General features: G+C 43.3%; 23 protein-coding genes. 17 read left to right on the top strand and 6 right to left on the bottom strand.

The window, feature by feature from the left end; all coding sequences use genetic code 11:
• Positions 1-15: 15 nt before the first annotated feature.
• The 9 genes from B1L02_RS09380 (at position 16) to B1L02_RS09345 (ending at position 7,173) form a co-directional block, all read left to right on the top strand.
• On the top strand, positions 16-966 hold the full coding sequence (locus tag B1L02_RS09380; RefSeq protein WP_088530817.1) for a calcium/sodium antiporter: 951 nt from the start codon (positions 16-18) through the stop codon (positions 964-966).
• 91 nt (positions 967-1,057) lie between these two features.
• Positions 1,058-1,609 carry an alpha/beta fold hydrolase gene (locus tag B1L02_RS09375; RefSeq protein ID WP_232003172.1) on the top strand — a complete coding sequence of 184 codons (552 nt, stop codon included), beginning with the start codon at positions 1,058-1,060 and terminating at the stop codon, positions 1,607-1,609.
• Positions 1,567-1,899, top strand: a complete 333-nt coding sequence (locus tag B1L02_RS24390; protein ID WP_232003171.1) for a hypothetical protein — start codon at positions 1,567-1,569, stop codon at positions 1,897-1,899. Before B1L02_RS09375 ends, B1L02_RS24390 begins: the two co-directional genes overlap by 43 nt.
• A gap of 63 nt (positions 1,900-1,962) precedes the next feature.
• Entirely contained in the window at positions 1,963-2,226 is a 264-nt protein-coding gene (locus tag B1L02_RS09370; RefSeq protein ID WP_223192048.1) for a hypothetical protein, read from the top strand.
• Between the two features lie 129 nt (positions 2,227-2,355).
• Positions 2,356-3,000, top strand: coding sequence for a DUF6058 family natural product biosynthesis protein (locus B1L02_RS09365; protein ID WP_088530816.1), 645 nt, complete (start codon positions 2,356-2,358; stop codon positions 2,998-3,000).
• 150 nt (positions 3,001-3,150) lie between these two features.
• Positions 3,151-4,284, top strand: coding sequence for a type 1 glutamine amidotransferase domain-containing protein (locus B1L02_RS09360; protein WP_223192049.1), 1,134 nt, complete (start codon positions 3,151-3,153; stop codon positions 4,282-4,284).
• Positions 4,285-4,303: 19 nt separating this feature from the next.
• Positions 4,304-5,188, top strand: coding sequence for an alpha/beta hydrolase (locus tag B1L02_RS09355; RefSeq protein ID WP_223192050.1), 885 nt, complete (start codon positions 4,304-4,306; stop codon positions 5,186-5,188).
• The gene (locus B1L02_RS09350) at positions 5,188-5,889 is read left to right on the top strand and encodes a response regulator transcription factor (protein ID WP_088530813.1); all 702 of its coding nucleotides are present in this window, start codon (positions 5,188-5,190) and stop codon (positions 5,887-5,889) included. The genes B1L02_RS09355 and B1L02_RS09350 overlap by 1 nt, the downstream gene beginning before the upstream one ends.
• A gap of 21 nt (positions 5,890-5,910) precedes the next feature.
• Positions 5,911-7,173: a sensor histidine kinase gene (locus tag B1L02_RS09345; RefSeq protein WP_088530812.1), complete on the top strand. Its 1,263-nt coding sequence runs from the start codon at positions 5,911-5,913 to the stop codon at positions 7,171-7,173.
• A gap of 257 nt (positions 7,174-7,430) precedes the next feature.
• On the opposite strand, the gene B1L02_RS09340 is transcribed toward B1L02_RS09345, so the two are convergent.
• Positions 7,431-8,402 (bottom strand): transposase, encoded by a 972-nt coding sequence (locus B1L02_RS09340; RefSeq protein WP_088530811.1) that lies wholly within the window; start codon positions 8,400-8,402, stop codon positions 7,431-7,433.
• A 295-nt stretch (positions 8,403-8,697) separates the two neighbouring features.
• Here B1L02_RS09340 and B1L02_RS09335 point away from each other — a divergent pair, with 295 nt between their 5' ends.
• The 3 genes from B1L02_RS09335 (at position 8,698) to B1L02_RS09325 (ending at position 12,405) form a co-directional block, all read left to right on the top strand.
• The gene (locus tag B1L02_RS09335; protein WP_410477301.1) at positions 8,698-10,005 is read left to right on the top strand and encodes an IS5 family transposase; all 1,308 of its coding nucleotides are present in this window, start codon (positions 8,698-8,700) and stop codon (positions 10,003-10,005) included.
• Between the two features lie 394 nt (positions 10,006-10,399).
• The gene (locus B1L02_RS09330; protein WP_088530810.1) at positions 10,400-10,792 is read left to right on the top strand and encodes a BlaI/MecI/CopY family transcriptional regulator; all 393 of its coding nucleotides are present in this window, start codon (positions 10,400-10,402) and stop codon (positions 10,790-10,792) included.
• Entirely contained in the window at positions 10,792-12,405 is a 1,614-nt protein-coding gene (locus B1L02_RS09325; protein WP_088530809.1) for a M56 family metallopeptidase, read from the top strand. The genes B1L02_RS09330 and B1L02_RS09325 overlap by 1 nt, the downstream gene beginning before the upstream one ends.
• 64 nt (positions 12,406-12,469) lie before the next feature.
• Here B1L02_RS09325 and B1L02_RS09320 read toward each other — a convergent pair whose 3' ends face one another.
• The 3 genes from B1L02_RS09320 to B1L02_RS09310 form a co-directional block, all read right to left on the bottom strand.
• Positions 12,470-13,363, bottom strand: coding sequence for an ABC transporter ATP-binding protein (locus tag B1L02_RS09320; protein ID WP_088530808.1), 894 nt, complete (start codon positions 13,361-13,363; stop codon positions 12,470-12,472).
• The gene (locus B1L02_RS09315; RefSeq protein WP_088530807.1) at positions 13,360-14,166 is read right to left on the bottom strand and encodes an ABC transporter permease subunit; all 807 of its coding nucleotides are present in this window, start codon (positions 14,164-14,166) and stop codon (positions 13,360-13,362) included. The genes B1L02_RS09320 and B1L02_RS09315 overlap by 4 nt, the downstream gene beginning before the upstream one ends.
• Before the next feature lie 176 nt (positions 14,167-14,342).
• The gene (locus tag B1L02_RS09310) at positions 14,343-16,163 is read right to left on the bottom strand and encodes a M2 family metallopeptidase (RefSeq protein ID WP_088530806.1); all 1,821 of its coding nucleotides are present in this window, start codon (positions 16,161-16,163) and stop codon (positions 14,343-14,345) included.
• A 363-nt stretch (positions 16,164-16,526) separates the two neighbouring features.
• Between B1L02_RS09310 and B1L02_RS09305 the strand changes: the two genes are divergently transcribed.
• Positions 16,527-18,797, top strand: a complete 2,271-nt coding sequence (locus tag B1L02_RS09305; protein ID WP_088530805.1) for an acyl-CoA dehydrogenase — start codon at positions 16,527-16,529, stop codon at positions 18,795-18,797.
• A gap of 75 nt (positions 18,798-18,872) precedes the next feature.
• Here the strand turns inward: B1L02_RS09305 and B1L02_RS09300 are convergent, their stop codons facing one another.
• Positions 18,873-19,322 (bottom strand): hypothetical protein, encoded by a 450-nt coding sequence (locus tag B1L02_RS09300; protein WP_088530804.1) that lies wholly within the window; start codon positions 19,320-19,322, stop codon positions 18,873-18,875.
• Between the two features lie 116 nt (positions 19,323-19,438).
• Here B1L02_RS09300 and B1L02_RS09295 point away from each other — a divergent pair, with 116 nt between their 5' ends.
• Positions 19,439-20,425 (top strand): WD40 repeat domain-containing protein, encoded by a 987-nt coding sequence (locus B1L02_RS09295; RefSeq protein WP_088530803.1) that lies wholly within the window; start codon positions 19,439-19,441, stop codon positions 20,423-20,425.
• Between the two features lie 62 nt (positions 20,426-20,487).
• On the opposite strand, the gene astB is transcribed toward B1L02_RS09295, so the two are convergent.
• Positions 20,488-21,828, bottom strand: coding sequence for an N-succinylarginine dihydrolase (astB, locus tag B1L02_RS09290; protein ID WP_088530802.1), 1,341 nt, complete (start codon positions 21,826-21,828; stop codon positions 20,488-20,490).
• 179 nt (positions 21,829-22,007) lie between these two features.
• Here astB and B1L02_RS09285 point away from each other — a divergent pair, with 179 nt between their 5' ends.
• From B1L02_RS09285 to B1L02_RS09275, 3 genes are all read left to right on the top strand, one after another.
• Positions 22,008-22,502 (top strand): cupin domain-containing protein, encoded by a 495-nt coding sequence (locus B1L02_RS09285; RefSeq protein WP_017219500.1) that lies wholly within the window; start codon positions 22,008-22,010, stop codon positions 22,500-22,502.
• Positions 22,495-23,073: a pyridoxine/pyridoxamine 5'-phosphate oxidase gene (locus B1L02_RS09280; protein WP_088530801.1), complete on the top strand. Its 579-nt coding sequence runs from the start codon at positions 22,495-22,497 to the stop codon at positions 23,071-23,073. The genes B1L02_RS09285 and B1L02_RS09280 overlap by 8 nt, the downstream gene beginning before the upstream one ends.
• Before the next feature lie 77 nt (positions 23,074-23,150).
• Positions 23,151-25,046: a DUF294 nucleotidyltransferase-like domain-containing protein gene (locus B1L02_RS09275; protein ID WP_088530800.1), complete on the top strand. Its 1,896-nt coding sequence runs from the start codon at positions 23,151-23,153 to the stop codon at positions 25,044-25,046.
• Positions 25,047-25,052: the final 6 nt, after the last annotated feature.

Here is a 25,052-nt window from a genome sequence, read left to right as displayed (position 1 = left end):
GCAAGGTTTGCATCGATGACAATCAATATTATTTATATCGTTTTAGGTTTATCACTGTTGGTATTTGGTGCTGACCGTTTAGTCGCGGGGGCATCTAAACTGGCTGCGAGCTTCAACGTACCCAGTTTACTAATTGGTTTAACTATTGTGTCCTTTGGTACCAGTGCTCCTGAGCTTGCGGTCAGTGTGCAATCTGCGGTGGTGGGGCAAGGCAGCTTAGCTGTTGCCAACGTGCTTGGCAGTAACACCTTTAATATTTTATTCATATTGGGTATATCAGCGTTGATAGCGCCGCTGGTGGTGTCACAAGCATTGGTGAAAAGAGATATTCCTATGCTCGTGATCGCCTGTTTTATCGTCGCTGCGTTGGTTTGGGATGGCGCATTAAGCCGGTTTGATGCTGGCTTGCTGAGTTTGCTCTTGCTGCTTTATGTTGTGTATTTATTTGTGCAAGGTCGTGCGCTTAGTTACAAAAATGATGAACCAGCGTCATCGCAACAACCAAACCGCTGGCGTGAGCGCACAGTTAATACAGTGCAATTTATTTTAGGGCTTGGTTTGTTGATATGTGGAGCACAGTTGATGGTTGATAACGCAGTGCAACTTGCTCGTACTTTAGCTGTGGACGAAGTGATGATTGGCTTAACCATCATCGCAATTGGCACGTCGCTACCTGAAGTGGTTACTTCAGTAATGGCGAGCATAAAAGGGCATGCGGATATTGCGGTAGGGAATGTGATTGGTAGTAACTTGTTCAATTTACTCGGTGTATTAGGCGTGGCGGGACTTATCAGTAATACCCCTTTGGAAGTGACAAACCGTATGCTAAGCGCGGATATTTCAGTAATGATTGTTGCAACTTTACTTTGTACTCCACTGCTTATTTCAGGCCTGAAGCTTAGTCGTAGAGAAGGTGGTATCTTGTTTGTGGGCTATGTTGCTTATTTCATCTATACGTTAGGTTAATAAAGTTTCAGAAGTTTCTGAAACTTTATTGCGTTTCTCGAGTGAACTAATTAGTATGCTATTGGGAAAACTTAAAAAATGAGAAAGGACAATGAAAACAATAACATCAGCAGTACTGGGGCTTGTTGCGATCAGCTCAATGGCCAGTGCCAACCAAAAAGCGCACCAAGATAACTATCAATTTGTGGAGGTAAACGGTAACAAACTTGCCTACGCCTGTAAGGGAGATGGAGAGACTACCGCACTTCTACTCGCCGGGATGGGGCTGGATGCCCATGAAACCTATAAAAATACCTTCCATAATGCAGAGCCAAAAGGTTATCGCTTGTGTTTTTATGACAGAGCCGGCACCGGGAAAAGCACTTTTGCAAAGCCTAGAGTGCGTACTATGCTGGAGCTTACACAAGAGCTTGAAGCATTCACTAAGGAAACCGAAATGGATAAATTAGTGCTTGTGCCTCACTCTTTTGGTGGGTTTGTTGCAAGAGCCTACGCCAACCGAAACCCTGAGAAAGTGAAAGGGATGGTGCTTATTGATATCGCTCATGAGTCTTGGTATCAAGATATGAAGAGTAAGATGTCTAAAGGGGTTGGAAGATCATGGATTGGATCATTAACTGGGAGCGAGATACCCATTCACTAGAAGATTTTGAAGAGGCTTCTTCTCATACAGCAATGTACAAAACCAGTCGAGAAATGCCAGTTACTATACTGTCACGTGGGATCCCTCATGTTTCTATTCGCTCAGCAGGTATGAGTTATGCCGATGTCGATATTTACACCCTAACTTGGAATGACGCACAAATAAAGCTGCAAGAAATTGGCGACAATGTTACGCCCATTACCATGAAATATGCGTCTCACCTGTTTGATGAAACAGATCCATTTATTGCCATCAAATATATTGAAGAAATGGTGAAAAAGGTACAATAATATTTTTTACGCAAAGGGTTAGCAGCTATAATGCTGCTAACCTAACTAACAATAATAAAAGCAATGTTTTCTCATCACGTAATCAGTTCAAAAATCACGACTTTCTTAGTAGCCGCGGCTGGATTGGCAGGATTGGTATTATCAATGCTGGGTGTATTTAACCATCCGGAATCGACGTTAATCCTCGACTTTACAGCAAGCTTTTTATGCTTGATGATCGCGTTTAAGTTATATCAAAAGCAACTCAGGGCCTTAAGTTGGGCAGCGGTGCTCGGCGCGCTCATGTCCATTGGTGTAGTGGTCGATGATACGCTAATCCAATTTTAATCGGGACTGCTATTAACGGTTCAGTTGAACCTAGAAACCATAGCCGTAAACATCAACTTACTTGGCTTGATTATCATCGCGACTGCGCTCACGGCAAAAATAAAGTTAACAAATGCAAAGGAATAATCAATGGAACTACTTAATTATCTGCAGACGCATTTTATTACCAAAGAGACTTTGCTGCGCGAGTCGCAGTTATCCCATCTTGAATTGGCTACGTTAATTGAAAAGCGTTTGATGCCAAAGGCCGCCTATAAGTTAGCATTAAAGCTCGAATGTGACTCTTTCTTTGGAGTGCACAGCGATGAAAACAGCCTTGAATTTTATCCGCAAGGTGCTTTGGTATGGCTTGGTGCTATGTCGCAAGTTACGGATGAAGCACAAGCCTTTGCACTCTTTAGTAAACGTTATAAAAACCAACTGCATAGATTAAAAGCGCAAGGCTTTAATCCGCGAGATGCAAAACTGGATCAAAATATAGATGCTCACTTAGAAAGTGAATGGCAACACTTCCTTGGCGGTATTTACGGACTTTGTACTAAAACGGGTTTACCTGAAGATATTGCAAATAAAGAAGCCGCTATCGTTATCATCAATGAGTATTTGGCACGAGATGAACGCTTGAGCCCAGATGAACTAACCAACCTTCACCAAGTGGTTGATTTATTGGATGAGGCCAGTGCCTTATTCGCGCCTCATGAGCGTGAACGTAGCTCGCGCAAGCGCTTAATAGAGGACGTAAGAGCTAAATTCCCAAAGCCTTTGACATCATAATTGACAACTTTTCGCTTTTGAAGAATACCAAATTGATTAGAGAATTAATTCAATTGGTATAATGTGAATTGACTTCACATCTATTTCACACCTGTCCGCATAAAGTGTCTGTAACAAAACAACACAAGGGTCAACAGGCCCGAGGACAGGATGATGAACAAATCACTATTAACCTTATCTCTCGTTGCTGCGTTGTCAGCAACTTCAATCAATGCGGTTGCACAAGATAAAAACACACCTCATGTGCTCATGGTGCTCAGTAGTTATGGCGAAATGGGTGCTGATGGCACCTTAAGCAAACCTGGATTTGAGTTTGACGAGCTCAGTAAAGCGTATGCCGTGTTCAAACAAAATGGCGTAAAAGTCACGTTAGCCTCGCCGAAGGGCGGTGAACCGTTGGCAGATAAGTTTGATAAAAACAAATCCTATAATCAAGCATACAGTAATGATACGACTGCGATGGTGCAGCTTAAAAACACTAAAAGACTGAGTGAGTTAAAGCCCGCGCAATTCGATGCTGTGTTTGTGGTTGGGGGCAAAGGCCCGATGTTCGACTTGCATGACTCCAAGCCGTTACAGGCAATTATTCGCGATATCTACGTTAACAACGGTGTAATTGGCGCGGTGTGCCATGGTCCTGCGGCATTGGTGGATGTAAAGCTTGAAAATGGAGAGTATTTAATCGCTGGCAAGCGAATAAATGGCTTTACTAACGAAGAAGAAGCAGCGTTTGGTAAAAAATGGACCAAGCAGTTTCCATTCCTACTTGAAGATAAACTCATTAAGCGTGGAGCATCGTTTGTGCAAGACGGCCTAATGTTGAATCAGGTAAGTATTGATGGTCAATTGATCACAGGACAAAACCCTTTTTCTACGGTAGATACTGCTAAAGCGATGGTTGCAGCACTTGGTCTTACGGTAAGCGAGTTACCGCGTTTCAAAGACGATGAAAGTATCTTGTTGGTAGAGCAATTCTTTTCAGATAGTAGTAAAGCGAAAGCGCGTTATTTAGCGGATAAGTCATCGTTTGATCCTATGTTGCTCGGGATCTCTGGTTTATATCAAGCGCAGCATGCGCAAACTGCTCATCAACTCGCAGTGGCCGTTGAGTTAATGCAGTTAACTCTTGCAGATATCGAACACCCCATGCTGTACGAAGCGCTAGTAAATGCACAGCTCAAACTAAATGACACGTCTGGCGCAAAATCCACATTAGAAACAGCGCTTAAAAAGCACGGCACGGCGGAGAATCTGATTGCGTTGAAGGTAAAGGTTTATGGTTAAGCAAAGCTGGAGAAAAACAATGTTAGTAGTTACTGGAATTATTGCAGGCGTTGCCGCTGTTTGGTACGCAGTATTTGGATTAAAGCCATATAGCGTTACCGCGGAGGAATTAGCGCAAATATATAGCTATGAGCAAATAGCGGTGGAGGCAAAACTATCGCCATTGAAAGCCAATCACTTTGCGGTTGAGTACACGACGTTTGATGGTGATAAAGTCAATGGCCATCTTCTCTACCCCAGTAATCACGACGCGACCAAACCAATTCCTGTTATGGTGGGTGTCCACGGTATGGGCCGAAGTGATGTGCGCTGGATACAAGAGAGCTTTAAGGGGCGCGACACATACGAGCAAACGGATGAACTTACTAAAATGGCGCTAGCAAACGGTTATGCCGTGATAGCCATTGATTCGAGGAATCATGGTAAGCGTAAAAATCTTGATCATAATATTATTGAGGTCATGCATGATTTAGATTGGTGGGGAAAACGTGAACCATACGAAAAGTTAATTATTGATTCGGTAAAAGACCACCGGGTACTGCTTGATTGGATCGCTACTCAGCCGCAATTTGACCAAAACCAAATTAGTGTTGCGGGATATAGCATGGGAGGTCAAATCAGTTTAATTCTAGCGGCGCTGGATAAACGAGTAGATAATGTGTTATCAATTGTGCCGCCTTACCTGACTAACGCGGTGGCTCGAGTGGCGATTAAAAATTTTGCGACAGCCGTTGACTCTCCTAAGGTGTGGTTGGTCTCGGCAGATGACGATGAATACGCCAGCGAGCGTGAAAATGAAGCATTATTCGAGGCCATTGCGAGTGTTAAAAAGCATCACGTGGTCATAGAAGGCGAGCATATCTTGCCTGAAGGCTACTATAAAAAACTACAAGGCTGGTATTAATGAAAACAAGCTCACAACTCAATATTTTAGTGATTGAGGACAACCCCGCGATTGCAAGTAATATAGCTGATTACTTCGATATGCAGGGACATAGTTTGGACTTTGCTTATACGGGAGAGCAGGGTTGTGAGCTTGCTTTAACGCAATATTTTGACTGTATTATTTTGGATATTATGCTCCCAGATATTGAAGGACTTGAGGTCTGTCAGCGATTAAGACTTCAAGCCGACAGGCATATTCCCATCATAATGTTAACTGCTCGAGATACTTTGGACGATAAATTAGCAGGATTTGCGCAGGGTGCGGATGATTACCTCACCAAACCTTTTTCGCTGGAGGAGCTAGCTGCTCGAGTCAGCGCATTAACTTGTCGATTAAATCCCACACCTGCTGCAAGAACACTAAGTGTAGGGAGCGCAGACAACCAGCTTACGCTTAATTACCAAAATCAAACAGTAACGCGGGGCGAGACTGCACTCGTATTACCGCCAATATTGTTCAATATTCTTAAAATTTTGATGGAAAGCTACCCGCGAGCGGTATCAAAGAGTGAGCTTGTTGAGCGTATTTGGGGCGAGGAGGGCACTGACTCGGATTCTTTACGGTCACACATCTATCAATTACGCAAAGCGATAGATAAGCCATTTCCAACGGCCATTATTAAAACCATTCACAGCGTTGGCTTAGTGCTGGATTTATAGCTGAAATAGCAACTGAGAAAAATGAAAACAAAACAACTAAGAAACCGCATCATCACTTATTTTGTCTCTATCGTTGTGCTGCTCAGTATATTATTTTCACTGATCACTTTACTTTTTAGCTACATCATAGAAGACAGCTTTTTTTATCAAATTTTAGAAGATGAAAGAAAGCAGATAGCGCTTCAAATCGTCAATAACGAGACGCCAAAAGCACATTTTGACTTCGTCACATTTCATCCTACAACCGACACTTTACCTGCGGTGGTGAGAAGGTTACTCGCTGAGGAGCCAAACCGCAAAGAGTTTAGCGCCGAGGCGGGTAAACATTATCACATCGCCTTTCTAAACAAGGATGACCGTGGACAAGGCATATTGCTTGCTGAAGTAAGCGAGCATCTTGTGGTGCGCGAACTTCGAGGTTTGATGCTAGGTTTTTCACTGACCTTATTGGCGATTGGATTAATCATTGCGCTATTGCTAGCACTTGGCACGGTAAAGCTGGCAAAAAAACTACTTAAACCTTTGGATGAGCTAATGGTAATTGTAGAGGCGAGTCCCGTTGAAAACCTACCGACCAATTTTGCATCTCAGTTTTCGCAAAATGAAATTGGTAAATTTGCACAAACGCTTGAATCAGCTCTGGCTCGCATTCGAGCATTCGTTGAGCGTGAACGCCAATTTACCAGAGATATTTCCCATGAATTGAGAACACCTGTCACCATTTCCCAAGGGGCGGTCAGTTTACTCAAGCACACCGAGTTAAATAGTAAACAGCAAGAGCTGGTGGCAAGGATAGCGGAGTCTGACCAGCAGATGCAGCTAACATTAGAAGCGCTACTTGCCCTTGCTCGGGAAAAAGCAGATACACCGCAGCAGACTAATCTGCAATCCGTGATTGAAGCGTGCATTATCAATAACCAAGCGCTGTTTGAGCATAAAGTTCTAAGTATCGACATACCGGGCAATGTATTTGTTTCTATGGCTGCGCAGGAGCTAAGGTTAGTGGTGCAAAACCTGTTACAGAATGCTGTGTGTCATAGCCAAGGTGAGCAAATCTATCTTCATTACCGAGATAACACACTAACAATTGCGGATGATGGCCAAGGATTACCACAGACCTTTACGGCACACGAGCAAGCCTTTGAGTCTGGAATGCGGGGTCCCAATAGTTTAGGGACAGGCATTGGGTTATCGCTAGTAAAACGCCTTTGTGAGAAGTTTTCTGTGGAGGTGATGATTGAAAGTTGCAAAACTGGAGTGTCGGTTCACTTAAAGTTTGCTTAAGATGAAAAGGCACGGTGATTTTTGTTATCGTGCCTGAGAGAGGTTAATTAATACAACTAAGCTTCTTAATTGAACTTATGAAAACTCGGCGATAACCAATACTCTTTTGCGCTTAGTGCAATAAAAAACAATCTCTTCCTAGATAGGGTGACCTTTGGCGGATAAGCTTATCGCTACACTAAAACCGGGTTATCGCTCACGACAAGGCGTTGCAAATACTGCAGTAAGAAATTCGAGAATTGAGAATGTGAGTTTTGCTAAGCTAACAAGCGCTTGCTGTTTGTTAGGTTTGTCCGTCGCCGTTTTTGCAGTCTTTCACAGTAAGCGGTTATTGTTCGCTCTCGGCCCACAGCACCGTGGAATACCCGAGAAAACTGCGTAGTGAGTTTTATCCAGTTCTCAGGTTCTATATTGAGTCGAGTAAGAATGGGTTGTGCTTCATTGATATACCCGCGTTTATCGGCGCGAATACATTGGCCTGTGAGTTCAACTAATTCAATATAGGACTTGAGTTCAAAAGGCAGGCCTTTTGGCATATGTTTTCGGGGGCTGCCCGCAAAACGTAGTAGGCTTTTTGGTTGTTTGCCCTGTTTAGCGTGGTCGATGCGTTTTTTGATGCTGGTGTAGTCTGAGGTCTCTGGTGTTGCTGCAATTTTGGCTCTAATGGGGTTTAGGTCTACGTAAACGAGACAAGCAGCCAGAGCTGCCTCGTCTAGTAATGCTTGGGATTTGAATCGTCCTTCCCAAAACCGACCTGTACAATTATCTTCTTTGTTTGCTCGACGGGCGATGTCTTCGTTAAGCACCCGCATAAACCAGCTAATATCCGCCAGTCTTTCTCTATACTCATCGACCAGTTCACCAAGCATCAATTGCTCTGGTTCACTGAGTGGCTCATCTTCAATAAATTTTTGGCTTATCCAATTACCTTTGAACAACTTGTGCCATCGTATTACAACTGCTTTATCCGACAGGCGCTTAGCCTTTCTATCATCAACATATAAAACAATGTGGGTGTGATTACTCATCACAGCATAAGCACAAATATCAATACAAAACACAGACCCCAGCATCAGGAGCTTTTCTTCAACCCAATCTCGGCGGTGTTCGTATGATTTTCCGGTAAATTTATCTTCACCGCAGAGAAAGGCGCGCCTTACGCAACGGGAGATACAGTGGTAGTATTTGGTGTCGGTTAAACTAATTTGTCTATTACGGGCAGTCGCCATAGCTAGGTTTCCTCAATCCTTTGAGTGCAGAATTAAAGCTTAGGCAGGATCTTAGAAAGGTGCAAATTAGTGGTGGGTGTCAGCGATTTGTGCGTCGTAAACTTATCTTCACCGCATAAAAATGCGCGTCTTACGCAACGAGAGATACAGTGGTAGTATTTGGTGTCGGTTAAACTAGTCGATCCTGAAACCAATTTAATTTATTGAATTACTTGAAGATCTAAACGATCTTACTACCCTCAAATTGCAACTTTTTTGAATCACACAACCAAAACATTGCAATTTGAGTGTAAAAATGAAACCAAAACCAACCATGCAAACACCACAAAAGCACCTGTTTCAAGTCGAGCTTATTGATATTGTTTCACCGCGTCATGAACTCGTGAAATTGGCAAAACTCATTGATTGGCAGCGTCTAGAGGTTGAATTTAAACAGCATTATGGCGATAAAGGCGCTGGCGCCAAGCCTATCCGCCTGCTGGCGGGTCTCGAATACCTGAAACAAATTAACAAACTGTCTGACGAAAACACGGTGGCCATGTGGTGCGAAAACCCGTATTGGCAATATTTTTGTGGCATGCAATTTTTTACGCATGAACCACCTTGCGATCCCAGTTCAATGACACGCTTTCGCAAGCGAATTGGTGAGGATGGCGTTGAGTTAATGCTGTCACTCACGGTAGATGCGGGCCTTAAAAGTAATACAATTAAGCCTTCAAGCTTGCGAGAAGTGGTCGTGGATAGCACCGTCATGGAGAAAAATATCGCCCATCCAACGGACAGTAAACTACTAGAAAAATGCCGCAATAAACTGGTTGGCTTCGCTAAGCAAGCCGGCATCGTGCTTAGGCAAAGTTATGAACGAGTTGGCCCTAAGGCCGCTCAAAAGGTGGCAAGTTATGCCCATGCCAAACAATTCAAACGCATGAAGAAAACACTGAAAAAACAGAAAAACTATCTCAGGCGAGTGATGAAAGACATCTTGCGGAAAATCACCGAGCAACCAAGCAAGGAATTCTTCGATACTCTGCAGCAGGCTGAGCGACTGTTAAAGCAAGAAAGAACGAGTAAAAACAAGCTCTATAGCCTACATGAGCCGGGTGTTGAATGTATCGCCAAGGGGAAAAGCGCAAAGCCATATGAGTTTGGTGTCAAAGTGAGTGTCGCGACAACATTGAAAGAGCAGTTTGTGGTGTGCGCTCATGCAATGCACGGCAACCCCTATGACGGTGACACGTTATGGGAAACGTTGAGAATAGTAGAAAACGTGACAGATAAAAGGCCATACAGCTGTTTTGTAGATAGAGGTTATCGCGGGCATTTTGCAGAACGTTATGATGTGTGTATTGCAGGGCAAAAACGTGGAGTGACGCCGAGCATTAAGAAAAAGCTCAGGCGACGCAACGCGATAGAGCCAATCATCGGGCACATGAAACAAGATGGCCACTTGGGTCTTAACCGTTTAAAAGGAAAGCTCGGTGACAGGCTTAACGCAGTGCTTGCAGGCGTAGGCCAAAACTGCCGTAAAATCCTAGCTCAACTGCGGCTTTTTTATGCCTGGATTTTATATCAGTTATTAGCAGCGAAAAGCGCTGTGCAATAACAGAACTGTCGATAAAGATAATGCCCAAGTCTGGATTGATTGAATGCGGCCAGCCTAAGCATTAAAACGTCAATATTCAGAACCGACTAAACTAGTTTGTCTTTTACGGGCAGTTGCCATAGTGTGGTCTCCTCAATCCTTTGAGTGCAGAACTAAAGCTTAGGCGGGATCTTAGGAAGGTGCAAATTAGTGGTGGGTGTCAGCGATTTGGCGATTTGTTAACACCGCTTCTTGGGGCAGTTACACCCCCCTCATTTTTCCCTCAAGGTAATGCTGCTTTCATGTATAGCACCACCTTCTACTTTCCTACCAAATAATTCTACTTGACTCCATGGGTACTAACAACTACATTTGTAGTGGTTTAAAACTACAAATGTAGTAATGAAGGTACCAAGTGAAACTAAGTGAATTTGAATTAGACGTGATGAAGCTACTTTGGCAACAAAATGCATGTACAGCCAGTGAGCTCCATAAATGTTTTCTTGCAGATGAGACAAGAGCGAAGAAAGTGGCTTACAACACAGTCAAAACAATCGTAGATCGATTAGAGCAAAAAGGTGCGGTCGAGCGCTGTGGTCAGCAGGGGAGGTCAATCGTCTATCAAGCAAAAGTGACTCAGCAAGCGCTTTCACAGCAGGCTACGCCGCGTTTTATGGATCGTTTTTTTAAAGGTAGTTCACGCAGCCTGATAGCTCATTTCATTAAAGAAGAGAGTTTAGACGATGATGATATTGAGTATTTACAAAACCTACTCAAGAGCAAAAAACAGAATAAAGAGAGTGACTAATGTTTGATTATTTACTCACAGCATGCTTGCTCAGCTTGGTTAGTTTGGCTAGCTGTTATTTTCTGAAAACTGCGCCTGCACGAACTCGCTTTTATGTGTTGGTATTAGGCTTATTAAGTTGGTTAATTCCATGGCAGCAACTTTCCCCACCCCCTTTTTTAATAAATCTCGATCTTTACACTATTGAGGTGAGTTCTATTTCAGACTCAGAGCCAACACATATTAACAGCATCAAGCAAACCACTTTGCAAGCTGGGTCAAGCTGGCTTTCTGGCTATACCATAAACCAATTGCTTTCATACTTGTTTGTAATTCTGACGGTGATAGGCGGAGGATTATTTATAGCGAGAGTGTGGTCATATCTAAGATTACTAAGTGGCATAGAAAAAGACGCCTACATAAGTGAAGAACATCAATGTTTACACACGTTTTGTACCGTAAAATTTGCAGATTTAAGTACCCCTGCAATTACGACAGGCCCATTACAGCCCACCATTTGGTTAGACTGTAAGATGAAAGGTCGACCAGAACTCGATTCAGTGATTGAGCATGAGTTAACGCATATCAAGCATAAGGACACATGTTGGTTATGGCTAATATGTGCAACTGAAAGCCTATTTTTTTGGAATCCATTCTGTTTGTTGTTAGCAAATTTGGCGCGACAACAAATTGAATTCAGCTGCGATGAAAGCTGTATGGAAAAACTGAGTGATAAATATAGATACGATTTGGCTAGTTTACTGTTGTCCGAACATCAATACAGGTATGAACAGACATCATTAGGTCATTCAGTATTAGCCGTATCTCACTCGAAAAGTTTCAATATTCAAAGAGTTAAAACACTAAACAAGGAAAAGAAAATGAAATTATCCCACTTAATGATTATCACGGCGGCGCTGTCTTGTAGTGCCTTAGCTGCTAACCAAATCGTCAGTGAAAAGCAGGTAACACAAGGAGCTAGTAAACAAAAGAGTGAAAAGTCAGCGCGATATCAACAGCAATTGAGGGAACTACTCGCTGGGGCGAAAGGCGCGAAATCGGATGATGAAGCACAGCTAACAGCAGCGGTTTCACACATCTTAAACTGGTATAGTAATCGCGGATCGTTAAATGGTTTTGAAGAGCTGGATATAAAAGTAAAAAGTTTTACCTTGCTCGACCAAACCTATCATAAGCTAGAACAATACGAAGCAATCTTGACCGCTTACACTAATTGGTTTCCTGAAGGGTCTACTCAGCCGCCATTTTTAAAAAACAGATTAGCATCAGCTTATATGCACCTTGGGCAATATCAGCTGGCAGCAGAGCAACTAGAGAGTTTATCTGAAAAAATGCAAAGCCGATTTCAAATCGGTAGCGCTACCGATTTGGCACGCGCCTACATTGAAATGGCAGACTATGATAAAGCATTAGCTGCATTAAACAGTGATGTTGTAACCAGTGCTGAAAATCAAACATATCAAGATATCCTAAGATACTATGCATACGAAAAACTGAATAACCAGACAAAGGTGAACGAGTTGAAAGAACGTTTACCAGCGCATTATGCGAAAACGCCGGCAATATTACCTCGTTTACCTCGACCAGGTTCTTTGTTACTGGCGAAGTTATAACTCATTAAAAATTAAAAAAGCCTGCAATATCCGGGCTTTTTTAATTTACTAAACTAACCGCGTGCTAGCCGAACAGTTCATCTTCTAGTGTTTTACCATTAACTAACGACTTGTAACGCCAACCCTGTTCACGGCAAAGTCGGAGTACGTCAATATCAACCTGTTGACCACTACGGTACTCAATAAGCAGGGCGCCGCTGGCATTTATCTTCACCTCTTCAACGCCCTGCAAGGTTCTCAAAAGCGCTATGTGACTACTGGTGCCAGACTCTTTCAGTTTTACAGTCAGCGTGGCTAGTTCCGCTTCTTGGATGCGGTCAACAGAGGTTAATTTACCATGCTGTAAATGTAAGACCTGATCGCATAAATCATCTAGTTCGACTAAATCGTGTGAACTCAAAATAAAGGTCGTTTCAGATTGAAGCCTTTTTACTAGGTTTCTGATCTCACGAGCATTCACGGGGTCTAGTCCAGCCGTGGCTTCATCAAGCAGTACAATTTCAGGCTTGGAAAGTAGCGTTTGGGCAATACAGATACGTTTTCGCATGCCATGAGATAACTCATGAGGTTTGGCGTTATAACAGTCTTCGAGGTCGACAAGCTTAAGCACTCTATGCGTTTCACTCTCGGCTGCTTTCGTATCTAAACCTTGAAGCTGTCCGTATAAACGTAACTGATTACTGACAGAAAATCTTGGATCAAGCTGAGCATCCTGTGGAAGTGCGGCAAGGCGACCAAAAAGCGCAGCGTTGCCAGGTTTGTGGGCTAAAATTTGAACACTGCCAGCATCGGCATTTAGATACCCGCAAAGTGTGCTAAAAAGGGTGGTTTTACCTGCACCATTTGGGCCGACAAGCGCAATGGGTGAACCCGCGTTTAGAGAAAAAGATACGTTATCTAGTGCGCGTTTTCGTCCATATTCTTTCACCAAATTATTAACTTCAATGATGCTACTCATAGCGCGCGCCTTCTTAATAGTTCACAACTAATTGCAATTAATACGAGGCTATGCAGCACTGGCGTGGCAAAGCGAGTGAGGTTGATATTTTGTGCGATGGTTTCTGAGCCTTGGAATCCAGGGAAAAGATAAAAGAGATACTCTGCGTAAGCGTTGTACTCAAGCGCAAAAGCGACCAAAGTGGCGAGCGTTAAGTAGGTCAAGATCGCGTAAATCATGCTCATTTTGCTTGAGTTAGCAAAGTGATTAGCCACAGACATCAGGGCAATAAATGGTGCAGTAATGAGCGTTAGCTCTAAGACAATTAATGTCGCTCGAGTAAGCCCTGTGAGCCATAAGCTTGGGTCGCGCACAACCATTAATATCCAAGCGCCAATAGCAGAAATCGCTATAAGTAGTAGAGTATTGAATATCTGCCCAACAAAACGGCCAACAACAATTTCCGCGCGAGATGTGCGTAGGGTTAGAAATCTAAGTGTGCCGCGGGTTCTATCTTCTACCGTTTGATCTGCACTTGAAAAGATTACAAAGAGAGGAAATAAGAAGATTGACCAAACTAAGTACAGTGCAAGCTCCATTTCAGGCCATTGGGCAATACGGTGCATACCGACGACGCCCGAAAAGCTCTGGATCATATTTTTGAAGTTGGGGTCGCTGACAATGGATACCGCTTCTGCAATGGCGTAGCGCAAAATGGCATACCAGACCAAAACAAATGCGGCGATGGCTATCCATCCGCGTTTTGTTGCAAACAAGCGTTGCAATTCAAAGATGGCAATTAGGCCAATTCTTTTTATATTCATAAGGATCCTTGCAAGTGACAACACAGACCTTCACTGCTAAGAGCGGTAGGCTGACTTTGATTTGAGCGTATATGATTGGCGCTAAAAAAGGAAGTTACTGAACTGTAACAAAATTAAACCAATAAAAAACGGGCCCGATTTAGTGTGCCCGTTTCTTAGTCTGTAATTGCTAGCAATTACCAGCCGCAGTTACGGCCTTTGTTTTGCTCATCTAGGTATTTTTGCAATGGTGCAAAGTAGTCAAGTACTGCGGTTGCATCCATTTCATCTTTACCTGTTAGCGTTTTAAGTGCTTGTTGCCAAGGTTTGCTGCTGCCCATTTCAAGCATGGCATTTAAACGTTCACCAGCCGCTTTCGAGTTGTAAACAGAGCAGCGGTGAATGGCTTCTTTGCTGCCAGCAATTTCACAGAGTGATTTGTGGAATTGGAACTGCAAAATATGCGCTAGGAAGTAACGAGTGTAAGGTACATTACCTGGTACGTGGTATTTTGCACCTGGGTCAAAGTCACTTTCAGTACGTGAAACTGGTGCTTTAATCCCTTGATATTTCTCTCTTAATTCCCACCATGCTTGGTTGTACTCTGCTGGAGAAATCTCACCAGAGAATACTTTCCAGCGCCATTGGTCGACAAGTAGGCCAAATGGAATGAATGCGACTTTATCGAGTGCCATCTTCATCAATAGACCGATATCTTTTGACTCATCTGGTACGGTATCCAACAAACCAATTTGCTTTAAGTAGCCAGGTGTTACAGATAGCGCGATAGTGTCACCGATAGCTTCGTGGAAGCCATCGTTGGCACTCTCTTGGTAATATACAGGCTGTTGATTGTAAGCGCGTTGATAGAAGTTATGGCCGAGTTCATGGTGGATAACTGAGAACTCTTCACCCGTGCGTTGAATACACATTTTGATACGTAGGTCGTCTTTGGCATCTAAGTTCCAAGCTGACGCATGACATTGTACGTCGCGGTCTTTTGGTTTAATAAATAAAGAACGTTCGTAGAAGGTCTCAGGTAAAGGTGCAAAACCCATTGAGGTAAAGAACTTCTCTGCACCTTTTACCATCTTGATTTCGTCGTAATTATGTTTAGCCAGTAGCGCCGTTACATCGTAACCCGGATCTGCATTTTCTGGCGCGACTAGATCATAGATATTACCCCAGCTTTGTGCCCACATATTACCAAGCAGGTGTGCAGGAATTGGCTGATCTTGAGGCACTTTGTCTTCACCATATTTTTCGCCCAGTTTGGCTCTAACATGACAGTGAAGCGAATCGTATAACGGCTTGACTTGCTCCCAGGTACGGTCCAGCTCTTTTGCAAAGTCGTCCGCTGGCATGTCGTATTTACTGCGCCACATAGCGCCGGTGTCTGCGTAACCAAGCTCATTAGCACCCTCATTGGTTAGTACCACTTGCTTTTCATAGAGTGGACGCATTGGCTTTGATACTTCGCGCCAGCCTTGCCAGATGTCTAAAAGCTCTTCATAGTCGCGACTATTTGCCATCTTAGCTGTCATGTCGCCAAGGCTTAGGCAAGTGCCATCATCTTTACAGTATTTGCCTTTTCCGTACATCCCATCAAGCTCTGCAGTGAGCTTTGCAAGTTCTGCTGTTTTTTCAGCGTCTTTTGGTGCAGGCAATGTCAGGTTGAGCTTCAATTTGTCGAGTTTACGGCGCGTATCTTCGCTTAAATTTAGACCATCAAACTGTGCGGCTTGGTTCGCTAATTCAACGAGTGCAGTGGTATATTCCTCATTAACGTCCGCAGCAAGAGAGGCCGTGTCGTGTGTAATAAAGTTTGAGTAGATCCAATCTGAGCGACTAGAGCGGAAGTTAAGATCGACCAGCTGTTCAGAAGCTTTGTCTAAAAATGCAATAGCATCAGCTTCTGTCAGGGCTTTATTGCTAACACCAGTGGATTTACAAGCGGAGAGTGCAAAAGTACCGGCAACAATGAGTGCGCCAACACTTAATTTAAATCGTGGTTTCATAGTGATTCACTTGTTTTTTTAATTAATACACGAGCCGACTTTACGCTAGACGGCATTTTAGTATCTATAGCCACTTACATTAATTGGGTTAATTGCAAAAATCAGCAAGTAAATTAATCCAATTAGTATTAGTCGTATGAACGACTAATACTAGTGAGAGCGGCCTTTTTCGCGCAGCAAAGCATCTTTTTTTGCTGTGGTGGCTAGAATAATAGCAGGACGACTTTAAAACGACAATTTTGCGATGGACAAACAAAGAGGTGCGAGCGCAGATAAAAGTTGAGTTAGTGTGATTATTAACCATAATTAAGACAGTCAATTGTATCAAAAGGCCGTATTCGAAGCCTGCAAAAAGGAGTGCATATGACTTTAGTTTTATTGGTGATATTGACCTTAGTGGTTGTATTTTGTGTACGTGATATCAGAGTTAAGTTGATCACTAAACCGCTATTTAACTATTTCAAGACGTCATTACCCGAGCTATCCCAAACCGAGCGAGAAGCGATGGAAGCTGGGAGTATTTGGTGGGATGGTGCATTGTTTTCTGGTAAACCGAACTGGCGCAAGTGGCTGAGTAATGATAAGGCAAAGCTGAGCGATGAAGAACAGGCGTTTATAGATAACGAATTACATACGCTGCTAAAAATGCTTGATGAAGAAAAAATATCTGAGGCTCAAGACCTGCCTGAAGAAGTTTGGCAATTTTTAAAAGAAAAGGGTTTTTTTGCTTTTATTATTCCAAAGGCTTTTGGTGGTCGGGAATTTAGTGCTCAGGCGAACTCCACCATCGTTGCAAAAATAGCCAGCCGTAGCTTGTCTACTGCTGTGACCGTGATGGTGCCAAATAGTTTAGGCCCTGCGGAGCTGCTGCTTCATTACGGAACCAATGAACAGCAGAATACTTGGCTGCCAAAGCTTGCCTCGGGTGAGGCGCTACCTTGTTTTGCATTGACCTCTCCAGAGGCGGGATCGGATGCTGGTAGCATTCAAGACTTTGCTATTGTGTGTGAGCGAGAATTTGAGGGAGAAAAGCAAATTGGACTTGCGGTAACTTGGCAAAAACGATACATCACGCTGGCGCCCGTCGCTGATGTATTAGGACTTGCGTTTAAGGTTTACGACCCGGATCAATTGCTTTCAAATAAAGTAGAGCCTGGGATCACTTGTGCACTTATTCCGACTACACATGAAGGCGTAAAAACAGGAGATCGACATAACCCGCTGGGGCAAGCCTTTATGAATGGTACAACCAGTGGTGAAGATGTTTTTATTCCAATGGCGTGGGTGATAGGCGAACAAGCGGGTATCGGCAAAGGGTGGTGCATGCTGGTGTCGTGTTTAAGTGCTGGGCGGGGGATATCTTTGCCAGCACTGAGCGCGGGAACCGCTCAATTAAGTGCCAGAACGACTTCGGCTTATGCCGGTGTCCGTCGTCAATTTGGTGTACCCATCTCTGCCTTTGAAGGAGTGCAAAGCGCATTAGCCAGAATTTACGGCTATAGCTATCTAATTGAAGCGGTGAGACAAACCACTGCGTTGGCAATTGATTTAAAGCAAAGCCCTTCGGTAGTCACTGCGATTGCCAAGTATCACCTCACAGAGCATGCAAGAGTAGCATTGAATGATGCGATGGATATTCATGGCGGCAAAGCCATTCAAATGGGGGAAATGAATTACCTTGCCCACAATTATATGGGGATGCCGATTTCTATTACCGTTGAGGGCGCCAATATCTTAACTCGAAGCTTGATGATTTTTGGTCAAGGTGCAACTCGATGCCATCCATACATTTTGAAAGAAATGAGTATCGTACAGCAAGAAGATCAATTAATCGCTTTGAAAGAGTTTGATGAAGTGCTTTGCAAACACTTGCAGCATACCTCTGTGAATGGGCTCAAGGCGTTTTTTAACGGTTTTACACTTGCACGGTGCGAACGAGCACCTGTTAGTGGTGATGTGGCGTTGTATTATCGACGCCTAACGTGGTTGAGCCAAGCGCTCTCAGTGTATAGTGATATTGCGATGTTAAAGCTAGGTGGTTCACTAAAACGCAGAGAAATGCTCTCAGCAAAATTAGGAGATGTCCTGAGCTTTCTTTATATCGCTTCGTGTGTGTTGAAAAAATACGAAGATGATGGCCGTCAGCAAGGGGACTTACCGCTGGTAAAGTTTGCCTTAGATCACTGTCTTGATGAAGCAAGTAAGGCTATTTACGCGTTTTGTGATAACTTTACCGCAGCACCTCTGGCGTTTTTGCTAAAACGTTTGGCATTTCCGGTTGGGAACTGGCTCAAAGCGCCAAGCGACAAATTAGCGGTGCAGGTATGTAGCAGTGTTTCTGACCACAACTCGACCCGTGAACGTATCTCGCACCTCTGCGCCGTGGTAAAACACTCAGCGATAGATACGGTTGAACATGCTTATTTACTGGAAAAGGCGCATGCTCCACTAATGGCAAAATATCGTAAGTGGTGTAAACAAAATAGCGTGAAACTGGTGGGTAAGTCATTGAATGAGAAACTCAGTATTGCAATGGATGACAAAGTGATTGATGACAAGAGTTCTGAAACCATCTTTTGTATTGAAACGCTAGTTGCAAAAGCGATTGCTGTTGATGCAAAAGCACCCAGCTAATTTGTTTAGACAGACGGATATTGGCTTATTTGTTAAAAAGCCCCGACAACGGGGCTTTCTTATCTCATATTAGTGTTAACGTGCAAAGGGGTCGGCTAGCACTTTGTCTACGTACCATTTGCCTTTTTTGCGCACCATACTGACGCTACGCATGTCATCTACTTGCTCACCGTGGAGTTGACCTGTAAAAATTAAATTAATTTTTGCGCTGTCGCCATACTGTTCGCGCAGACTTTGATTTGTCATATCAACTTCTATGGTGACTTCATCATATTGCATATTCACTAAATTTCTGGCGAATTGCGATGCAGTACCGTAGGAGCGCATGATACGCGCGTGACGGGGAGTAGCGATTTTCATTGCAGCGTCTAAATCTTTTTGATTATAGAGTGCGTCAAAATACATTGTTGCGGCATATCCAGGAGTGTCCTTGTCACCACTGACATTATCTTCTGAGCCACACGCTGAGAGTAAAACTATTGCAGCTAAGACAACGAAAGTTTGCTTAATAAGTGACTTTGTCATGCTAAAATACATCATATGCAGTTTAAAATTATTCACAATAAGTTAAGTTTGTCTGCTAACGGCCGATATGTAAAGTCAGTAAATAAAATAAATGTATTATGTGCTAAGGGTTTAAGATGTCTCGTTTAATATCACTAGCTTGGTTGGCTTTATTTTTGGTAGGGTGTGGGTCGCAGCCAGAAATTAGTAAAGGGGTGACAAGCCAGCTGACGCAAAATGGCATAATACTCGGGCATTTCTCTAAAGATGGAAAGTGGAGCGTGACGTTAGATAGTAATGCCGAAATCCATATTTATGACAATGCCAATCAGTCTGTCATATTCTCAGTACCCAAAGACAAAATAAAAACCCCTGTCAAAGAAGTATTGCTTTCTGATGATAAAAAGATGCTCATCGTGGCTGGTGAAAACCTTATCTCAATTTGGTCTGTCCCAAAGCAAAAGTTGATAACGAACGTACCTTTTGCCGGAGTGAGTCCACTTGCTTCAATCTCTGCTTTAGCACTTTCCCATAGCAATCAGCGTTTGCTTGTTGCGATGGATGACGGCTCTCTCAATATGGCGGATTTATTCACTAAGTTAAACAATCGTTTTATGCCGCATACTCGACCAATAGAGCATTTGGCGTTCGACAATAGTGGCGACTACTTTGTTACGGGGGCACAAGATGGGTTGGTTGCCCTTTGGCAATTTGCGTCACCAGAACCTTTGTATGAGCATCAATTTAGTCATCGTGTTACCAGTTTAACAGTGAGCCATGATGGCAAGCATTTATTTGTCTCAGATGGGTTGAATGCGCAACATGTCCTGGATTTTGAGTCTGGAAAGCAGCTCAGTGAACTAAAGTATATGGCCCGTTTTAAGATGTTTAGAAAGGCCAAGTTTATTTCTGACTCAGGCTTACTCGCGACATCATCGTCAAAATCTCATCTCTCCATCTGGCGCTATGAGAGCGGGGAAGAATTAGGCACTTGGTCTATTCATACTGAAAGTGAGGGAGCAACGGTAGTCGATATGTATGTCCCAAACCCAGACACCTTAGTAACGTTAAATAGCGACGGTATGCTTGAGACGTGGGCGGTTAATGTACTTGCTAAAAAGTAAGGGAGTGAAATCACTCCCTTTAAACCTCAGATTAATTGCAGTTTGACAAGCAAAACTTGCAATTAGGCGCGTTGGAATTCGTATACGCTACCAAGATTGAGTAATTGGGTGAGTTCATCTAATGCGGCATAGGACTCTTGCAAAAGGCTCGGATCAGCTAAATCCTGTTCTGTGACTTTATCGCGATAATGTTTATTGACCCACGCGCGTAGTTGAATAAATTTGTCTTCACTCATCATCACTTCTGGATTTACCGCTTTTAGCTCAGCTTCATTGAGTGCTACACGTAATCGCAAACATGCAGGCCCACCACCATTTTGCATGCTTTGGCGTAAGTCAAAAAAGCGTACTTGCGAAATTGGATTTTTTGCACCAAGCATATATTCGATATACGCGGCAACGTTATCATTCTTCGCACATTCCTCCGGTGCAACCAGCATCATCTCGCCTGATGGCAAGGTGATCAATTGTGAGTTAAATAAATAACTTTTTACTGCGTCTTCAACACTCACGGCATGCGTCGGAACTTCTACAATATGCAAAGGCTTTTCGCCGATATACGCTTGTCTAATTTTAGTTAGACTGGAGGTTTGATCAATAAAGGCTTGATCATGGCAAAACAGTACATTCTCATTGCCCACCGCAATGACGTCATTATGGAACACGCCTTGATCAATCACATTTGGATTTTGCTGGATAAAAATTGCTTGCTTATCATCTAATTGATGTAGCCTTGCAATCGCTTGACTTGCTTCTAATGTTTGCCGAGCAGGATATTTAGTAGGACCCTTTATATCGCTGTTAAAGCCACTTGAACCGTACACAAATAATTGTAGACCTTTACTGCCATGGCTATCGGCGAGGCGAGTGTGGTTCGCAGCACCTTCATCGCCAAAAAAAGGCTGCTCAGGCAAATGCTGGTGATGTGCAAAATATTGCGCATTGGCGAACATAGCACGAAGTAAATTCGTGGTGGTTTCGGGCTCTATTGAACGGTGGAATTTGCAGTTTAAATTGGCACTTGTGAAATGAACTTTGCCATCGCTAGAATCAACAGAAGGCGACACAGTCGCCGCATTTGCCGTCCACATTGCAGAGGCAGAGTAACAAGCTCGAAGCAATATTGGATCGTGTTTATACGCTTTTTCAAGTACTTGAGCATCGGTGCCTGAAAAGCCAACACGGCGCAGTGGGGCTAAACTCGGGCGTGCATGAGGTGCAAATATCCCTTGTTTTAGGCCGATATCATGCATTGCTTTCATCTTTTCAAGACCTTGCAATGCCGCTTCTTTTGGATTAGAAACACTGGTAGCGTTAGAAAGTGACGCGACATTACCATAAGATAATCCGGCATAATTATGTGTTGGCCCTACTAAGCCGTCGAAATTGACTTCATAAGTCATGAGTGCGGTTCCTGTTGCGAATAGTTATAGATAACTAGTATGAGGCGGTTTTGCTGGTTTTTAAAGTGACCTAGGTCAAATTATGGATGTAATTGAAAGCAGTTCAATTGCTGTAATTTAAGCTAATATCCTTTAAACACACACCTTTAGGTTAAGCCCAACATAAGGAGTTTGAAGAAATGGAAAAATATATTGTAAGTAAAGCTGAAATCGAAGCATTAAAAGGGGAAAAAAGAGTTCATTTTCTGAACCCAAATGCGCAGAGGCTCAATAAATCACTTGGAGACTTAACTGGTATAACAGGATTCGGTTTTCACATCATAGAAATCCAGCCGGGGTTCGATTCGACTGAAACACATATGCATTATCACGAGGATGAATGTGTGTATATATTGCAAGGCACTGCTGAAGCGTACATTGGCGATGAGGTAATTGGTGTTGGTGAAGGCGATTTCATAGGATACAGAGCCTGTGGTAAGCCTCATAAGTTAGTAAACAATAGCGATGTTACATTACGTTGTATTGTAGTTGGTCAGCGCTTACCGCATGATGTTGGTGATTATACAAAGCAAGGTAAGCGGATCTACAGGCAAAAAGGTTTGCCGTGGAATGTGGTAGATATTAATGACATTATGGAACCGATGAAAAATAATCAGGATAATAATAATGATTAATCCACTCGAAAAGTTTGAATCTTGGTGGCAGCAAGCTCTGAAAAACAATCCATTAAATCAGCCCAATGCGGTATGTGTCTCAACAATTGATGAAAATGGGTTTCCTACAGGTAGATTTGTTGATTTGAAAGCGGTTAATGAGGGGGGCTTTGTATTTTGTTCATATTTCGATTCTGCGAAAGGCAAGCATTTAGAAAATGTTCCTAACATCGCGATGACAGTTTGGTGGGATCATGTTGGGTATCAGGTCCGTATTGTTGGCAGAGCAAAGAAGATTTCAGATAGAGATGCGGATATATATTGGCAAGGGCGCTCTAGAGATGCTCAACTAACCACAACGTCATTTAACCAAAGTGCAATTATGCGAGATCAAAGTGATCTGACTGAAAAATTAAGAATTGCGGAATTAAGATATAGCACGAATCCAATTCCAAGACCCGAAAATTGGGGTGGCTATTGCATCAACCCTATTTCCATAGAGTTTCTCACTTTTGCTGAGACTCGGCTACATCTTAGAGAGTCTTATGAGCGTAGTGGTGAACAGTGGAAAAAACAATTGCCGCAGCCTTAGTTAAACCGACTTTCATTGCAAATTTATCCCTCGTTGCCCACAATAGGGTTAAATTCCTTTTTATATCAAGGCAAACCATGGAAGTTGAACATCAGGAAATTGCCAATTTTTTAGTAGCTTACCCGCCGTTTTCGGATTTGCCTCAAGAGGCACTACATAAACTCGCAAGCCAAGTAGAAGTGGGTTATTACCGTGAGGGCTGTGGCATTTTAGAATATGGAGAGCAGATCACTTACCTGTATGTGATCCGATCTGGTGCTGTCGAGCTTTATCGGCGCTCAGGTGAGTTATACAATCGTATTTCCACAGGTGGGATCTTTGGCCAGCGTGGGTTATTGATGAATCGTAAAGTTCGTTTTGGCGCTCAAAGCCTTGAAGATACACTGGTGTATTGTATTCCCGTTGGCATTTTTGATGAGTATTGCGACGTTTATGAAGCGTTTGCTGATTACTTTGAAGCAGACGATAATGCCAGACTAAAAATCACAGTTTCTGAGCAGGCCGACAGCAACGATTTAACCACTGCCAAAGTGCGTAAACTATTGCTACGCGATGTGGTGTACGTTGAACGCAGCGCCACGGTACAGCAGGCAGCTCAAGTGATGGCAAAAGAGCATGTGTCATCACTACTTATCTATGACCCCGAGAAACCTGTTGTTGAAGATCCGGATGAAGACGATGGTCAGGTGGTCGGCCTCATCAGTGACAGAGATCTTCGTACAAAAGTAGTCGCAGAAGGGTTGGATTATCAAACTCCGGTCTCTGAGATTATGTCGACCGATCTTATTATTGTTGACTCCAATGCCTATGTATTCGAAGCCATGATGCTGATGCTACGAGATAATGTGCATCACTTGCCTGTTGTACACAAGCGTAAGCCGATAGGGGTGGTCGCGCTATCCGATATTTTACGCTACGAGTCTCAAAGCAGCCTGTTGTTTGTTAGAGGGTTAATGGGCCAGCAAAGTGTTGAAGACTTGAGCAGTTACGCTAAACAGCTTCCTGCAATTTTTACTCGTATGGTGAATGAAGACGCCAACTCACACATGATTGGTTCTGCCATGTCGATTATTGGCAAAACGTTTAAACACAAGTTACTCGAACTGGCGGAAGCAAAATTAGGTCCACCACCAATCCCTTACTGCTTTATTGCCCTTGGTTCAATGGCTCGGGACGAACAATTAATTGTGACCGATCAGGATAATGCACTGATCTTGGATGACAGTTATCAACCCGCTGAGCACGGCACTTATTTCGAAAAGCTGGCCAAGTTTGTGTGTGATGGTTTAGCAAATTGTGGCTATAAATACTGCGATGGTGGGATCATGGCAAGCAATCCTGCTTGGCGCTTAACTTATAGTCAATGGTTAGCGCAATTTGAAGACTGGATAGAAAATCCAAGCCCTGAGGCATTGCTTAATAGCTCAATTTTCTTTGATCTTGAAGGCGTATGGGGTGAAACCAAATGGGCTGAGAAGCTCACTGCTTTTATCAGTAAAAAAGCTAAAAACACTCCTAAATTTTTGGCCGCGATGGCGCATAATGCACTAAGAAGAACACCGCCTTTGGGCTTTTTTAATGGTTTTGTACTTGAGCAAGACGGTGAACACAGGCGATCGATGAATATTAAACGCCGAGGCACAGCACCGCTTTCAGATTTGGTTCGAGTACATGCCCTTGGTGTTGGCTCTAAAAAACAAAACTCCTTTGAACGTTTAGAAGATATTGATGAGGCCAATATACTTCCAAAGGGCAAGGTGCTAGATCTGCAAGCTGCGCTTGAATACATCGCCATCATGCGTATTCGTCACCAAGCATGGCAAATTGAGCAGGGCGAAAAGCCGGACAACAGCTTGCCACCAGAAACACTCTCTGATTTTGAGCAGCGTAATCTTAAAGAAGCGTTTGGCGTGTTAGACAAAGCACAGAGCTTTTTAAAGTTTCGCTATCAAAACAAATCCATGATGAAGTAGCGGTGT

Source organism: Pseudoalteromonas piscicida (assembly GCF_002208135.1).
GTDB lineage: Bacteria > Pseudomonadota > Gammaproteobacteria > Enterobacterales > Alteromonadaceae > Pseudoalteromonas > Pseudoalteromonas piscicida_A.
This window is presented reverse-complemented; position numbering and strand designations above follow the sequence as displayed.